The sequence below is a fragment of the Sphingobium jiangsuense genome, from assembly GCF_014196495.1.
In the GTDB taxonomy this organism is placed as follows: domain Bacteria; phylum Pseudomonadota; class Alphaproteobacteria; order Sphingomonadales; family Sphingomonadaceae; genus Sphingobium; species Sphingobium jiangsuense.
In genome coordinates this window covers 220,734-235,482 of the sequence record NZ_JACIDT010000002.1, presented here as the reverse complement: position 1 = coordinate 235,482, position 14,749 = coordinate 220,734, and the positions used below count along the sequence as shown (strand labels likewise).

Genomic DNA, 14,749 nt, shown 5'->3' with positions numbered 1-14,749 from the left:
TCCTCAGCCTACGAGAACAGCGGTCTCGGAGGTGTATGTATACGGCGGCACTTCCAGATTGAGCGGCGCCGGTCCTTTGCGGATGCGGGCCGCCGTATCATAGTGCGAACCGTGGCAGGGGCAGAAATAGCCCCCGAACTCACCTCTGTTCTCGCCTTCTCCGGCGCCGAGGGGCACGCAACCAAGATGCGTGCAGACGCCCATGGTAATCAGCCATTCCTTGCGGCCATCGACCGTGCGATCCTCCAGCGTCTGGGGATCGCGCAGCGAAGACACGTCGACCGCCTCGGCCTTGGCGATCTCTTCCGGAGTCAGATGCCGCACGAACAGGGGCTGGCTGCGGAAGGTTGTCTTGATCGCCTGCCCCGGCTGGATGCCGGACAGGTCCACCTCGGTGGAGGCCATCGCCAGAACGTCGGCGCTGGGATTCATCTGGTTGATGAGCGGCAACAGGGCGACGACACCGCCGACGCCTGCAAAACTCACCGCGGCGATATTGATGAAATCACGCCTGCGGACCCCTTCATTTTCAGTCGATAACGCTTCGCCTGCACTATTTTCTAGTGTCGCCATGCATTCAACCCCTGTCTCCATCTACCGATTCACAGGCAACAGCCCGCCCGTCACCGGCCCATTTTTTCGCTGCATCGCCCAGATTTTCCGAACATTCAAGGAATTTCACGCCATTTCTGGCGCGCTCCCCCGAACATGCGCAAATGCCTGATACCGTCGCGACCCTCGATTTGCCAACCGCAATTTTGAGCCTGAGGTGACAAAGCTGCTCGCGGCCGGTATCCGATGCCCCATGCACCTGGCCCTATACCAGCCCGACATCGCCGGCAATGTCGGCACGATCATCCGCCTCGCCGCCTGTTTCTCCGTCCCGCTCGACATCGTCATGCCGTGCGGATTCCCCTTTTCCGACAAGCAACTGAAGCGCGCGGCGATGGATTATGAGGGCGGTGCCAGCCTGACGCGGCACCCCAATGCCGACGCCTTTTTCGCCGCGCGCGCACAGGCGGGCAGCCGCATCGTCCTTTTGACCTCGCACGGCGACACCGCGCTGCCCGACATGGATTTCGAGGCCGGCGACACGTTGCTGCTCGGCTCGGAGGGCGCGGGCGTGCCCGCCGACGTGCACGACCGGGCGCACCGGCGCGTGCGGATTCCGATGGCGGCGGGATTTAGGTCCTTGAATATTGCCGTCGCTGCGGGCATCGCGCTGAGCGAGGCCCTTCGCCAGACAGGACAATATCCGCGATGAAACCGCTCGACCATCAGCAACAACAGGCCCGCACCTGGTTCGAGGCGCTGCGCGACCGCATCTGCGCCGAATTCGAGGCGATCGAGCGCGAGGCGGGCAGCGGCGCGCGCTTCGCCTACACCCCGTGGGACCGCGAGAGCGAGGGCATCGCGCCGGGCGAAGGCGGCGGCGGCGTGCGCGGCGTGATGAAGGGCAAGGTGTTCGAAAAGGTCGGCGTCAACGTCTCGACCGTGGGTGGCCGATTCTCGCCCGAATTCGCACGCACCATCCATGGCGCGGGCGAGGACCCGGAATTTTTCGCGACCGGCATCAGCCTCGTCGCCCATATGGCCAATCCGCATGTCCCGGCGGTGCACATGAACACGCGCTTCCTCGTCACGACGAAGCGCTGGTTCGGCGGCGGGGCGGATCTCAACCCGCCCATTCCCTATGAGGACGACACCGCCTTCTTCCATGAGGTGCTGAAAAAGGCGTGCGACGCCCATGGCGCCGATTATTATGAGCGGTTCAGCAAATGGGCGGAGGACTATTTCTACATCCCCCATCGCAAGGTGCATCGCGGCGTCGGCGGCATCTTCTACGACCATATCGAATGCGCCGACGATGCGGAGTTCGACGCGAACTTCGCCTTCACCCGCGCGGTGGGAGAGGCGTTCCTCGCCGCCTTCCCGCCGATCGTCCGCCGCCGCATGGGGCTGGACTGGACCGAGGCGGACAAGGCGCATCAGCTCGAATGGCGCGGGCGCTATGCCGAATTCAACCTGGTCCACGACCGGGGCACGATCTTCGGCCTCAAGACCGGCGGCAATATCGAAGCGATCCTGATGAGCCTGCCGCCGCTGGCCAGCTGGAGCTGAGCCTTGGCGCTGATCCCGGTCGAGGCGGGGCAGGTCGCCACGGTCGTCACCTCCCTCGAAATGACCGAGCGGCCGAGGCCCTCGCCGGTTTCGATCTCGCCGCTGCGCCTCGTCCGCTGGAAGGCGCCGGAGCCTGAGAAATACCGCCTGCTGTTCCGCCGCGTGGGCGAGCCCTGGCTGTGGTTTTCTCGGCTGGCGATGGCGGAGGAGGCGCTGGCCGCGATCCTGCGCGATCCGCAGGCGGAGATATTCGCCGCCTGCGACCCCGCCGGGATAGAGATCGGCCTGCTGGAACTGGATTTCCGCGCGCCCGGCCAGTGCCACCTCGCCTTTCTCGGCCTCGTCCCGCAGCTGACCGGCCAGGGGCTGGGGCGCTGGCTGATGGGACAGGCGCTGATGCTGGGCTGGCGCAAGGGGGTGGAGCGCATGACCGTGCGGACCTGCACGCTCGATCATCAGGCGGCGCTGCCCTTCTATATACGGTCGGGCTTCAGGCCGGTCGCGCGCAGCATCGAGACGTTCGACGATCCGCGGCTGCACGGGCTGCTGCCGCCGACCGCCGCGCCGCATGTGCCGATGCTGGCGCCGCGCTGAAAAGCGTCAGGACCGCGCGGCGTTCAGTTGGCGATAGATGAACGCGGTCATCACGATCATCACCATCTGCCCCAGCGACAGCGCGAGCGCCGCGCCGACATCGCCCGCCTGCTGCGCCATGTCCTTGCCGCCCAGCGCGAAGCCGACGAGGCCCAGCAGCGTCTGGCCGACCAGCTGCGCGATCATGATCGGGATGGAGATCAGCACCACGAACGCCAGCAGCCGCGCCATATGCCCGCGCGAGAGCATCCAGCTTTCGCGCAGCGCGGCGACCGCGCCGACCGGCCTGTCCGCTACCACCGCGTTCAGGGGCAGCAGCCGCGCCGACAGAAACAGCGCGCAGATCAGCAGCACGCCGCTGGCCGCCGCCGGGGAAAGCGCGCCGAACACCAGCAGCGGCACCGCCAGCGCCAGCCCCATCAGCAGCGCCGCGCCCAGCGCGACCGGCATCCGCCGGAAACCGTGGCGCAGCGCCTCGCCTACGCTGATGCCCGGCCGCAGCGCCAGCGCATAGGTGGCGAGCGACCCGCCCAGCACCAATATCGGGCACAGGAACAGCAGCAGCAGCGCGATGGAGGGCAGCTCTGCCTGAGTCGTAGCCGCCTCCCCCGCCCCCACCCGGCGCAGCGAGGGCGGAATCGCCTGCAACAGCAGCGCCACCGGAATGCCGGTGAACAGCAATGCTATCGGAACCACCAGCCCGGCCTCCCGCTTCAGGAACAGGCCAGCATCCTGCGATGCCTTACCGATCGACAGCGATTTCATCGTCCCGTTTCACTCCCGCGATCATTGCGTTGCGCCTGCCATGCCTTGCCCCTGCCGACGACGGCAGATGAGACATCGGCCTTGATCGCAGCGACAAGCCAAGTCAAGAGAAGCCATGGCATCCCAACCCGACATCAGCATGATCGAATGGCGCGTCGATGCGGCGCCCGTCCCCTACCCGCACGCGCTGGCCGAAATGGAACGGCGCGCGGCGGAGATTGCGGCTGGCACGGCGGGGGAGCGGGTCTGGCTGCTGGAGCATCCGCCGCTCTACACCGCCGGCACCAGCGCCGACAGCGCGGAACTGCTCGATCCGCGCTTCCCGGTCTACGATGCCGGGCGCGGCGGGCGCTATACCTATCATGGGCCGGGGCAGCGCATCGGCTATCTCAACATCGATCTGGGCAAGCGCGGCAAGGATGTGCGCAACTTCGTCCATAATGTCGAAGGCTGGGTGATCGACACGCTCGCCGATTTCGGCGTCGCCGCCCGCCGGGCGGAAGGGCGGATCGGCATCTGGACCGACGATCTCGACGGGCGCGAGGCGAAGATCGGCGCGATCGGCGTGCGCGTGCGGCGCTGGGTGACGCTGCACGGCTTTTCCGTCAACGTCGCGCCGGACCTCACCCATTTTTCCGGCATCGTGCCCTGCGGCATCAGCGAATTTCCGGTCACCAGCCTCGCGGCGCTGGGCAAAGCCGTCGACATGGCGGAATTCGACGCGGCGCTTCACCGCCATTTCCCGGCCTTCGTCGCACGCCTGCGCCGCTGCCCCGACGCGGATATTTGTTCTGCTTGAGCAAGCGCGCGCGCAACGTTAGTGTCGCCGCTCCGTCCCGCTTCAGGAGAGGTTAATGCCGTCTGTACTTTACAATGTCCGTATCCTGCCGACCACGGCCGCGCTGGCGCTGGGCCTGTTGACCGGGGCGTGCGGCGGCGGGCAGGATGCAGGCAATGGCGCGCAGGTGCAGATAAAGGATCTTGAAACGGTCGATGGCACGATCAACGACGCGATGACCGATCTCGACGGCGTGCAGAGCGAAGGCACCGCGCTTGTCGAAACCGGCGGCAACACCTCCTCCGCCGCCCGCCCCGCGACCGGCGCGGCGCAGAATGCGAGCGCGCCCTCTACCCCCGATGACGATACCGAAGTGGTGGCTGACCAATGAAGAAATTCCTCTCCCTTCCCCTGATGGCCGCCGCCGTGGCGGCCATGGCGCTTTCCTCCGCTCCGGCGCGGGCGCAATTCTATTTCGCCGAGCCTGACCTCTCCAGCCCGCCGGTCACCGGCGCGGAACCGCAGCTGGCGATGAACCTGCCCGGCGCGACCCCGGACGAACTGCGCGCGGCGCTGGTCTGGCATCTGCGCGCGGCGCTCAACGTCGCGGCGCTGCAATGCGACTTCGCGCCCAGCCTGCTGACGGTCAGCAACTATAATGCGTCGATCGCCCATCATGACGACGAGCTGGCGAAGAGCCTCGCCACCGTGACCGGCTATTTCCATCGCACCGTCGGCAAGGGCAGGACAGGCGACCGCGCGTTCGACGTCTACAACACCAAGACCTATTCGCTCTATTCCACCGTCCACGCCCAGCGCGATTTCTGCAACGAGATGAGCAAGGTCGGCCGCGAAGCGATCTTCGCGCCGCGCGGATCGCTGCATGTCGTCGCCCAGAACCGCATGGGCGAAATCCGCAAGTCGCTGGTCCCGACCGGGGAGCAATATTTCACCAACCCGGCCTACGGCTTCACCGCGACCCTGCCCGATTTCGGCAAGAAATGCTGGAAGAAGGACAATTTCCAGGCGAACTGCGCCAAGGCGTGGGAACAGCGCGCTTCTTCCGGCGGGTGATTTCGGGCGGGATGGGTGGTTGGCAGCCGCCCTTCTTACACATCACCCCAGCGAAGGCTGGGGTCGCAGGCCATGTCGCACGTCGCCGCCTGAGATGCCAGCCTACGCTGGCATGACGAAGAAAAACAGTTCTCACCCCCTGAGCTTGTCGACCCGGAGGGCGGGCGAAGCCCAACGGCTGCTTTTCTCTTGGGGAAAGAAGAAGAACAGGGCTTCGACAAGCTCAGCCCGAACGGTCCTCTTAGTTCGCGCGCAGCCAAACAAGCCTCCGCTATTTCAACCCCAGCATCTTGTGCGTCTGGAGCGTCAGGCGCCAGCGGGGATGGTCCATCACCTGCGCGATGCAGGCCTCGCGATGGCGGTCCGCGTCGGGGTCGTCCAGCGGTTGTAGCAGGAAATGGTCGAAATCCCATTGCCCGATATCCTCGAAGCCATGGCCGGGCAGCGGCTCGGCCGGCTGCGGCCAGACCAGCTTCAGCTCGTCGCCGGAGCGCTGCACCACCTCGCTGCCCGCCTTGGGGCTGATGCACACCCAGTCGATGCCGGGATGGACCGGCAGCGTGCCGTTGCTCTCGATCGCGATCTCGAACCCCGCGCCGTGCAGCGCCTCGACCAGCGCATCGTCGACCTGCAACATCGGCTCCCCGCCGGTCAGCACGATATAGCGTTCCTCCCGCCCCGGCCCCCAGAGATGCTCCGCCATTGCCGCAAGGTCGCCCGCCGAGCCGTAGCGCGCGCCATTCTCCCCGTCCGTGCCGACGAAATCGGTGTCGCAGAAGCGGCAGACGGCGCGGGCGCGGTCCTGCTCCCGCCCGGTCCACAAATTGCATCCGGCAAAGCGCAGGAACACCGCGCGCCGCCCGGAACGGACGCCCTCGCCCTGCAAGGTCAGGAACATTTCCTTGACCGCGTAGCTCATGCGTAGACGGTCGGATCGGGAAGGCCCGCCTCCGCATAGCCCTTGGCGCGCAGGCGGCAACTGTCGCACAGGCCGCAATGCTTGCCGTCCGGCGTCGGATCATAGCACGACCAGGAAAGCCCGGCGTCCAGCCCCAGCCGGTCCGCCTCGCGCGCGATATCGGCCTTGGACAGGAACTGGAGCGGCGTGTTGATGCGCACGCCCTGCCCTTCCACGCCCGCCCTGGTCGCCAGATTCGCCATCGTCTGGAAGGCGGCGATGAAGTCCGCGCGGCAATCGGGATAACCCGAATAATCGAGCGCATTGACGCCGATGAACACGTCGCGCGCGCCGACCACCTCCGCGAAACCGAGCGTCAACGACAGGAAGATGGTGTTGCGCGCGGGCACATAGGTGATCGGGATGCCGCCATCCCCGGCCGCGCCCACGCCGTCCTTGGGCACGTCGATATCGCTGGCGGTCAGCGCCGATCCACCGAAAGCGGTGAGATCGAGCGGCAGCACTACATGCCGCTCCACGCCCAGATATTCGGCGATCCGCCGCGCCGAATCCAGCTCGACGCGATGCCGCTGGTTATAATCGATGGTCAGCGCATAAAGGCGCATGCCCTGCTCGCGGGCAAGGGCGGCCGCGACGAAGCTGTCCAGCCCGCCCGACAGCAGCACGACGGCCCCAGGTGCCTGATCGGTATCAGGTGCCTGATTGGTATCAGGTGCCTGATTGGTATCACGATGTCCGGTCATGATCGTGCGCTAGACCCATCACTCCCCCGGCGCAAGGCACTTGTGACAGGCCGCGCGGTTCAGCGGCACGGGCCGGTGCGCCGCGCCTCCAGCGTTTCGGAAAAGGGCGCGCCGTCGACGACGCCCTGCGCGGAAATCTGCACCAGACGCGGGGTTTCCATCCGCAGGTCGGTGCGCCCCGCGCCATTGCCCCGGCATTGATAGGTGATGGAGGCGCGCTCCGGCGTGTCGGTGACGACGAAGCGCTCGCACCCGGCATCGCCGCCCCGCATCTGGAACAGCTGCGCCGGATCGCCCAGGCACAGCTTGCGGATCGCGGCGCCGCGATCCATGCCGCGCGGACGCAATTCCCATTGTCCTTTTTCCAGACCGGCGAAAATCTTCATGTCGGCGGGCGCAGCCGGACCATTCCCCGGCCCCATCGCCGTCAGCCCCGCAAAACACGCCGCGCCGAGCGCCAGCGGGCGCCAGAGCCTTGCCTTCATACTTCCCATCCTGCCCCCCGCCGCTTCGCCTGTTGCAGGAAAAGGGCGGACTTGATCGTCCCCATGGTCTTGCCTAGCGGGCAATTAAGGCAAAAAGAGGATCGCCCCGCACCCGAAGAAAGGCAGCCGCCGGTCAATTGGCCAGGCTGGCCACCGCGATCGGGAAAATGCGCGAGCAGAAAGCGCAATCGACGTTGATATTGCCCTTGTCGTCCGCCATGTCCTTCCGCTCGCCCGCGGGAAAGCGGGCCAGCACGTCGCGAATATGCGTCTCGTCGCAGCGGCAGCCGCGCGTCAACTCCTGCCCGTCGCTGACGCGGATTTCCTCTTCCTCATGGAACAGGCGCCAGATGATCTCGTCGAGGCCGAGCCGGTCGTCGGTCAGTTCCTCGGCGCGGATCGTGTGGGCGAGCGCCTCGACATGCTCCCATTCCGGGTGGTCGTGCCGCACATGCAGGCGTTCGCGCCCGACCTCGCCTTCGGGCAGATGCTGCGCCAGCAGGCCACCCGCGATCATGCCGCCGCCCGGCCGCTCGCGCACGTCGATGCGCACGAAGCTGGGGATCTGCTCGGACTGGAAGAAATAATGCTCGACCGCCTTGCCCAGCGATGCCCCCTCCAGCGGCACGATGCCCTGATAGCGGTGCGCCTCGGCCCCTGCGACCGCCGCCTGATCGAAGGTGATCGCCAGATAGCCCTTGCCGAACAGGCCGAACAGCGTCGGGTCGCTCCCCTGCTCGGCCAGCTTGTCCGCGTCGAACTGCACATAGCCGCGCAGCGCGCCGCCGGCCGCATTGCTCTTGTAATCCGCCACCAGCAGGCTGACCGCCCCGGCCTCTGTCTGCGCCTGAAGCGTCAGCTGGCCCGCATCCTCCTTCAGCGTGCTGCCCAGCAGCGCGGCCAGCACCAGCGCCTCGGCCAGCAGCCGGGCGATGACCGGCGGATAGGTGTGGGCGGAAAGAATCTCGTCCAGCGCCGGCCCCAGCCGGGCAACGCGCCCGCGCGCATGGCGCGACGGGATGGTGAAGCCCAATATGCCGTCCAGCCGCCGGTCGATCTGCTGCCCTGTCACTCTGCCGTCCTCGGTCAAGGCATCGCGCGCCGGGGGCCTGCCCCGGCGAAGGACGATGCGCTTTTGAAATTTCCGAATATCCGGCCCGCCTTCATGCGCGCCGGACACCCTCTGCGTCGCCCTGCGAGATGGGAACGCAGCGGCGGAAAAGCAACCATGACCAGCCGATCAGAGCTTGCCGAGCGCCCAGAGCAGCACCGATTTCTGCGCGTGGATGCGGTTTTCCGCCTCGTCCCAGATCAGTGACTGCGGCCCGTCGATCACCGCATCCACCACTTCCTCGCCGCGATGGGCGGGCAGGCAGTGGAGGAATTTCGCGGCGGGCTTCGCCAGCGCCATCAGTTCCGGCGTCACCTGAAACGGCATCATCGCCGCCAGCTTTTCCTCGGCATGCGCCTGCCCCATGGAAATCCAGGTGTCGGTGACGACGATATCGGCGTCGCGCGCCGCCTGCGCCGGGTCGCGGGTCAGCGTGACCACGGAGCCGAGCGCGCGCGCGGCGTCCGCGAAGGACGGGTCGGGATCATAGCCCACGGGGCAGCCCATGCGCACGTCGAACTTCATCAGCCCCGCCGCCTCGACGATCGAGTGGAGCACGTTGTTGCCGTCGCCCAGCCATGCCCATTGGCTGCCGGGCAGCGCGGTGCCATGCTCGATCACCGTCAGCAGGTCCGCCATGATCTGGCAGGGATGGGACAGGTCGGTGAGGCCGTTGATGACCGGCACGGTCGCATGGCGGGCCATTTCCTCGACCTTGGCATGGTCGTCGGTGCGGATCATGATCGCATCGCACATGCGGGAGAGGACGCGGGCGGTATCCGCCACCGTCTCGCCCCGGCCGAGCTGCGAGGTGCCGCCGTCGAGGATCAGGCTGGTGCCGCCCAGCTGACGCATCGCCATGTCGAAGGACACGCGGGTGCGGGTCGAGTTCTTCTCGAAGATCATCGCCAGCACATGGCCCGCCAGCGGTGCGTCGGCGTCCGCCGCGCCCCTGGGCTTGCCCGCGCGCGCCGCCTTGCGGTCGATCGCGTCATTGAGCATCGCGGCGATGGCGTCGCCGCCCGCGTCCGAAAGGTTGAGGAAATGCCGGGTCATGTCGGTCCCCTTCACTCGGCGGCGGGCGGGGCGTAATCCCGCGCGCCCGCCGACAGCTTCGCGAGGCATTCGGCGATGTGGCTTTCGTCGATCACCAGCGGCGGCAGGATCCGCACGACATTGTCGCCCGCCGACACCGTCAGCAGCCCATGATTGTCGCGCAGATGCGCGACGAACGCGCGGCTGTCGCTCTTGAGCTTCAGGCCGAGCATCAGCCCGCGGCCGCGCACGCTGTCGAACAGCGCGTCATGATTGGGGATGAGCTGTTCCAGCCCGGCGCGCAGCCGCTCGCCCATCGCCCGCACATTGGCGAGGAATTCGGGCGTGTCGATGATGCCCCAGACGGTCGTGCCCACCGCCATGGCGAGCGGATTGCCGCCATAGGTGGAGCCGTGGGTGCCCGCCACCATGCCCTTGGCCGCCTTCTCCGTCGCGAGGCAGGCGCCGAGCGGGAAGCCCGCGCCGATGCCCTTGGCCACCGCCATGATGTCCGGCTCGACGCCATATTGCTCATGCGCAAAGAGGGTGCCCGTCCGGCCCATGCCGCACTGCACCTCGTCGAGGACCAGCATCAGCCCCTGCTCGTCGCACAGCTTGCGCAGGCCGGTGAGGAATTCCGGCGTCGCGGGGGCAAGGCCGCCCTCGCCCTGCACCGTTTCCAGCAGGAAGCCGGCGGTGTTGGCGTCGACGGCGGCGGTCGCGGCCTCCAGATCGTTGAACGGCACCACCTGGAAACCGGGCAGCAGCGGCTCGAATCCGTCACGCATCTTCGGCTGGTCGGTGGCGGAGATCGTCCCCAGCGTCCGGCCGTGGAAGGCGTTGGAGAAGGAGATGATCTTGTGCCGGTGCGGCTCGCCATTGGCATAATGATAGCGGCGGGCGGTCTTGATCGCGCACTCGACCGCCTCGGCCCCCGAATTGGTGAAGAACACCGTGTCGGCGAAGGTCGAATCGACGATCATCTGCGCGAATTTCTCGCCCTGCGGGCTGCCATAGAGGTTCGACACGTGCATCAGCGTCGCGGCCTGCTCCGCGATCGTCCTGACCAGCCGGGGGTCGCCATGGCCCAGCGCGTTGACCGCGATGCCGCTGGCGAAATCGAGATAGCGCTCGCCGCGCTCGCCGATCAGATAGCAGCCCTCGCCTCGCACGGGACGCACATTGCACCGGGGATAAACGGGCATGAGCGGCGTGATCGACATGAGCTTCCCTTTCTGCTGGGCCGGACGTCCGGCCGACGATGGTGTCTTTCCGGCGCGGGATTATCGCGCCAAACGCAAAAAGGCGACCCCCGCCGGGCCGCCCTTCGCGATGCGCGCCTATATCGCGCAACGCCCCTTTGCGTCAACCATGCTCCGTCCCCGGCGCGGCGGGCCTTCAGCCGATCCGGTTCCAGGCTTCGGCGATTTCGGAGATCAGCGCATGCGCCTTGCGCGTGTCATCGGACAGGCCGCTGTCGTGGGAGAGGACCAGCAACCGGCGCGCCTCGCGATAAACCTGGGCAAGGCTGATGGCGATGTCGCCGCCATTGTCGAAATCGAGGCTGGTTTCCAGCGCCTGGAGGATCGACAGCGCCCGCACATGCTTGTCGCGCGCCTTCACCGCATCGCGATGGTCGAGCGAGATCGCGCAGGCATCCATCGCCAGCAGCACCTCGTCGAACAGCACCTTGACGAGGCCGTGCGGCGATGCGCTCGCGATCCGGCTTCCGGCGTGCACCGCTGCGTAGCGTTTGGAGGCGTTCCCCGCAAATCCCGGCGAATAATACATGGGTGTCGATTTCCTGTTTTCTGGCTGTGGATATGAGTTCATGCGGCCGCGATTTCACCCGGCGTGATCAGCTGTCCTTGGCGTTCCAGGAATCAATCTGCTGCTTCAGATAGCTCTGCGTTGCCTTGAGCGCGGTCAGCTTGGATTCCATCGCGGTGTACATCTTGCTGAGCTGTGCCTGATAATCGGTCATGCGGTCGTCCAGATTCTCCAGATCCTTGGCATAGCTCTTGGCAAGCTTGGTGTAGCGGTCGCTGGCGAGCGTCAGCGCGCCGTAATCCTTGTCGGTCAGCACCGCGTTGATGTCGGCGACGGCCTTGGCGAGGCCCGGATTGCCTTCGGTGCTGACGTCGGGGTCGATCATCCGCTTGATCGCCTCCGGGTCCTTCTCATAGGCGGCGGCCAGCTTTTCCTTGTCCAGCGACAGCGTGCCGTCCTTGTTGGTCGAGATGCCGATGCTGCTGAGCGTGCGGAAGGTGCCGGTGTCCGACAGCTGCATCGTGGTGAGCTTGGCGAGGCGGTTCTTCATCTCGCGAATCGCCGAATCATTGGTGAGCGCGCCCGCGTCGGTGGTGTCGGTGCCGGCCGCCGTCACGGTGTTGAGCGACGTCCGCAGCTCGTTGAACGCATCGACGAATTCCGCGACCAGATCGGTGATGCTGGCCGCCGGCGCGTCGGTCGCCAGCATGACGGTGGTGCCGGGCGCGGCCTTGTTGAGGTCGATGCGCACATAGGGAATGGCGTCCGTCACTACGTTGTCGGCATAGTCCATTTCCACGCCGTCGAGGACGATCTTCGCATTCTGCGCCGCCTGCGTCTGGGTCATGGTGCTGTAGGAGCTGGTATCGAGGCTCGTCTCGGTGCTGCCGAAGGTGAACGCCTGAAGGCTGGTGCTCGTCGTGTCGGACGGCTCCTTCGTCAGCGAAAATTCGTTCGCCTCGCCACTGGTGCCCTTCAGCACGAGACGCGATCCGGTCGAATCGGTCATCACCGTCGCGGTGACGCCCGCATTCGCCGAGTTGATCGCCTTGGCGAGGCCGCTCAGGCTGTTGTTGGCGGAGGTGATGTGGATCGTGCTGGTGCCCGATTTTGTGTTCAGCGTCAGCGTGCCCAGGCCTACCGGCGAGTTCGCGTTCTCCAGCGTCGCGGATTTCATCACCTGCGCCTGCGCGAGCTGCTTCACCTCGATCTGCGCGGGCAGGCCCGACGGCACGCCGCCGGTCAGCGCCGTCACCGACGCGACGGTCGGGTCGCTGGAGGCCGGCTGGCCGGAATAGGAGGTGTCCTTGAGCAGGCTGGTGAGCGCGGTCGAAAAGGTGCTGAGCGAACTGGCCGCCGTGGCGATGCCCGAAATGCGCGAGGTGTTGAGCGTCTGCTTGTTGGTGATGAGCGTCTGCTTGGGATCGCGGACCGCGGCGACGAGCGAGGTCACCAGCGAGCTCGTATCGATGCCGGAGCCGGTGCCCAGAGAGGATATGATGTTGCTGCCGATGCTCGACGTCATGGTCGTTCCCTTTCAATGCAGAGGACGACCGTTAATCGCAAATGTTTAACGAAAAGGTGATTTTTCCGGTTCGCCCGGCCGATGCGGCCGATGGCGGCCTTCAGTCGGCGTGACCGACGATCGCGCCGACCGTGCGGGGATCGAGATTGGCCTGCGCCGCGCGGGCGAGATCCGCCTTGCGCGCCATCGCGCGGGCCAGTTGCAGCGCCATTTCCAGCGCCTGCGTCGTGGCGGGCGGCGGAGGAACCAGCACGGTGGAGCCGGAAGCCATGGCGTCCATGTCGGCGCTCGCCTGCTCGACGCCGCCGTTCATCTCATCGAGAATATGGGAGATGCGCGCCTGCATGCGCGCATAGTCGGCCATGCTGGCCATGAGCTGGCGCCGCGCCTCCGCGCCGTGATCGGCGCCGACCTCCTCCTCGCCGGACGATCCGCCCGCGCCGGCGCTGGCCGCCTGCACCGCCGCGACCGCCGGAACGACGCGCGGCGCGATGCGCTCTGCTGCCGCGGCATTGTCGATTCGAGGCACGAGATCAGTCATGGCACCACTATCGGGCGCGGCCGTAAAGGCTTTGCAATCGAGTGCGGCTAAGCGCCGTTTAACCAAGAAGCGCGCAAACGGGCCGAACAGGCCGAGCTATCGGCGCTCCTCGCCCCTCTGTCCGCCCGCGCCCCTATCGGCCTTCGCCCTTGCCGCTCTTGCGCCCTTCGGCGTCGAACAGCATGTCGTCCGGCAGGTCGATGAACGGCCGGTCCATCTCGCTCGCCATCTTGTGCTCGACGCGGAACACGAAAGCGAGGATCGTCGCCACCGCGACGTAAAGCTGCTCGTCCACCAACTGCCCGACGCGAGAGGTGAAGTAGATGGCGCGGGTCAGCGCCGGATATTGCAGCACCGGCACCTGATGGGCGTCGGCCAGATCGCGGATCGCCAGCGCCATCTCGTCCCGCCCGCGCGCGACCACCACCGGCGCGCCGTCCCGGCCGGGCTGATAGCGCAGCGCGACCGCGAAGTGGGTCGGGTTCATCAGCACGACCGACGCCTCCTCCACCGCCTTGCGCGCGCTGGCGGACAGGGTTTCGAACTGCCGCCGCCGGATCTGGCCCTTGAGTTCGGGGGAGCCTTCGGATTCCTTGTGCTCGTCCTTGATGTCCTGCTTGCTCATCGCGAGGCGCTTGCTGCGTTGCAGGAACTGCGAGGGCACGTCGATCGCCGCGATCAGGAACAGGCCGCCCGCCATCACCAGGCAGGTGTGGATGAAGATCGCGCCCACCTTGCCGAGCGCGCCTGCAAGGTCGCTGCTGCCCAGCGTCGAAACTTCCGCCAGCTGGCTCCACACCAGCCAGACGCCGAGCGGCCCCAGCACCCCGACCTTGGCGATGGACTTGGCGAGTTCGATGAGACCATGCGTGCCGAACATGCGCTTGAGGCCCTTGGCCGGGTTGAGCTTCGAGGGCTTGGGCTGGAACGCCTTGGCGCGGAAGCCCAGCGAGCCCAACATCGCGGGCGCGGCGATGGCGGCGGCGATCGTCGCCAGCATCACCCCGCCCACGGGCACGAGCAGGCCGGAGAGCAGCGTCGCGCCCCGGTCGGCGGGGGCGAAATCGACCACGTCCTCGTGCCCGAAGCGCAGCGCGGAAATCAGCATATGCTGCAACGCGTCCATGATCATCGGCCCGCTCACCGCCAGCCAGACCACGCCCGCGAGCACGACAAGGGCAGTGCCCAGATCGCGCGACTGGAGGATATCGCCGTCCTCCGTCGCCTTTTCCAGCCGCTTGGCTGTCGGCTTTTCGGTCTTTTCGCCGCCACCGTTGGATTCGGCCAT

At 66.6% G+C, this 14,749-nt stretch carries 18 protein-coding genes; 6 read left to right on the top strand and 12 right to left on the bottom strand.

All coding sequences use genetic code 11. The features are described from left to right. Positions 1-3 precede the first annotated feature (3 nt). Positions 4-573 (bottom strand): ubiquinol-cytochrome c reductase iron-sulfur subunit, encoded by a 570-nt coding sequence (gene petA, locus GGR43_RS03525; RefSeq protein WP_188070565.1) that lies wholly within the window; start codon positions 571-573, stop codon positions 4-6. Positions 574-805: 232 nt separating this feature from the next. Here petA and GGR43_RS03520 point away from each other — a divergent pair, with 232 nt between their 5' ends. The 3 genes from GGR43_RS03520 to GGR43_RS03510 are packed head-to-tail and all read left to right on the top strand — an operon-like array spanning position 806 to position 2,715. Further along, positions 806-1,264, top strand: a complete 459-nt coding sequence (locus tag GGR43_RS03520) for a tRNA (cytidine(34)-2'-O)-methyltransferase (protein WP_188070564.1) — start codon at positions 806-808, stop codon at positions 1,262-1,264. Next, on the top strand, positions 1,261-2,121 hold the full coding sequence (gene hemF / locus GGR43_RS03515; protein WP_188070563.1) for an oxygen-dependent coproporphyrinogen oxidase: 861 nt from the start codon (positions 1,261-1,263) through the stop codon (positions 2,119-2,121). Before GGR43_RS03520 ends, hemF begins: the two co-directional genes overlap by 4 nt. 3 nt (positions 2,122-2,124) lie before the next feature. Then, positions 2,125-2,715 (top strand): GNAT family N-acetyltransferase, encoded by a 591-nt coding sequence (locus GGR43_RS03510; RefSeq protein ID WP_188070562.1) that lies wholly within the window; start codon positions 2,125-2,127, stop codon positions 2,713-2,715. Positions 2,716-2,721: 6 nt separating this feature from the next. Here the strand turns inward: GGR43_RS03510 and GGR43_RS03505 are convergent, their stop codons facing one another. Continuing rightward, positions 2,722-3,480, bottom strand: a complete 759-nt coding sequence (locus GGR43_RS03505; RefSeq protein WP_188070561.1) for a hypothetical protein — start codon at positions 3,478-3,480, stop codon at positions 2,722-2,724. 115 nt (positions 3,481-3,595) lie between these two features. Between GGR43_RS03505 and lipB the strand changes: the two genes are divergently transcribed. Genes lipB through GGR43_RS03490 form a run of 3 tightly spaced genes read left to right on the top strand, consistent with a single transcriptional unit; the run spans position 3,596 to position 5,332 of the window. Beyond that, entirely contained in the window at positions 3,596-4,279 is a 684-nt protein-coding gene (lipB, locus tag GGR43_RS03500) for a lipoyl(octanoyl) transferase LipB (RefSeq protein WP_188070560.1), read from the top strand. 55 nt (positions 4,280-4,334) lie between these two features. Further along, a complete protein-coding gene (locus GGR43_RS03495) occupies positions 4,335-4,649 on the top strand; it encodes a hypothetical protein (protein ID WP_188070559.1) in 315 nt (104 codons plus the stop codon). Next, positions 4,646-5,332: a hypothetical protein gene (locus GGR43_RS03490; RefSeq protein ID WP_188070558.1), complete on the top strand. Its 687-nt coding sequence runs from the start codon at positions 4,646-4,648 to the stop codon at positions 5,330-5,332. Before GGR43_RS03495 ends, GGR43_RS03490 begins: the two co-directional genes overlap by 4 nt. A gap of 271 nt (positions 5,333-5,603) precedes the next feature. Here the strand turns inward: GGR43_RS03490 and queE are convergent, their stop codons facing one another. From queE to flhB, 10 genes are all read right to left on the bottom strand, one after another. Continuing rightward, entirely contained in the window at positions 5,604-6,251 is a 648-nt protein-coding gene (queE, locus tag GGR43_RS03485) for a 7-carboxy-7-deazaguanine synthase (RefSeq protein WP_188070557.1), read from the bottom strand. Further along, positions 6,248-6,994: a 7-cyano-7-deazaguanine synthase QueC gene (queC, locus tag GGR43_RS03480; RefSeq protein WP_188070556.1), complete on the bottom strand. Its 747-nt coding sequence runs from the start codon at positions 6,992-6,994 to the stop codon at positions 6,248-6,250. The genes queE and queC overlap by 4 nt, the downstream gene beginning before the upstream one ends. Before the next feature lie 59 nt (positions 6,995-7,053). Continuing rightward, positions 7,054-7,479 (bottom strand): DUF3617 domain-containing protein, encoded by a 426-nt coding sequence (locus GGR43_RS03475; protein WP_246343310.1) that lies wholly within the window; start codon positions 7,477-7,479, stop codon positions 7,054-7,056. 133 nt (positions 7,480-7,612) lie between these two features. Beyond that, entirely contained in the window at positions 7,613-8,551 is a 939-nt protein-coding gene (gene hslO, locus GGR43_RS03470) for an Hsp33 family molecular chaperone HslO (RefSeq protein WP_284277412.1), read from the bottom strand. Positions 8,552-8,719: 168 nt separating this feature from the next. Then, positions 8,720-9,646 (bottom strand): ornithine carbamoyltransferase, encoded by a 927-nt coding sequence (argF, locus tag GGR43_RS03465; protein ID WP_188070555.1) that lies wholly within the window; start codon positions 9,644-9,646, stop codon positions 8,720-8,722. 11 nt (positions 9,647-9,657) lie between these two features. Beyond that, positions 9,658-10,848, bottom strand: a complete 1,191-nt coding sequence (locus tag GGR43_RS03460) for an aspartate aminotransferase family protein (RefSeq protein ID WP_188070554.1) — start codon at positions 10,846-10,848, stop codon at positions 9,658-9,660. 175 nt (positions 10,849-11,023) lie between these two features. After that, entirely contained in the window at positions 11,024-11,416 is a 393-nt protein-coding gene (locus GGR43_RS03455) for a flagellar export chaperone FliS (RefSeq protein ID WP_188070553.1), read from the bottom strand. A gap of 67 nt (positions 11,417-11,483) precedes the next feature. Further along, complete coding sequence (gene fliD / locus GGR43_RS03450; RefSeq protein ID WP_188070552.1) at positions 11,484-12,920, bottom strand: flagellar filament capping protein FliD; 1,437 nt, start codon at positions 12,918-12,920, stop codon at positions 11,484-11,486. A gap of 100 nt (positions 12,921-13,020) precedes the next feature. After that, on the bottom strand, positions 13,021-13,461 hold the full coding sequence (locus tag GGR43_RS03445) for a hypothetical protein (RefSeq protein ID WP_188070551.1): 441 nt from the start codon (positions 13,459-13,461) through the stop codon (positions 13,021-13,023). 133 nt (positions 13,462-13,594) lie between these two features. Beyond that, positions 13,595-14,749 carry a flagellar type III secretion system protein FlhB gene (gene flhB / locus GGR43_RS03440; protein ID WP_188070550.1) on the bottom strand — a complete coding sequence of 385 codons (1,155 nt, stop codon included), beginning with the start codon at positions 14,747-14,749 and terminating at the stop codon, positions 13,595-13,597.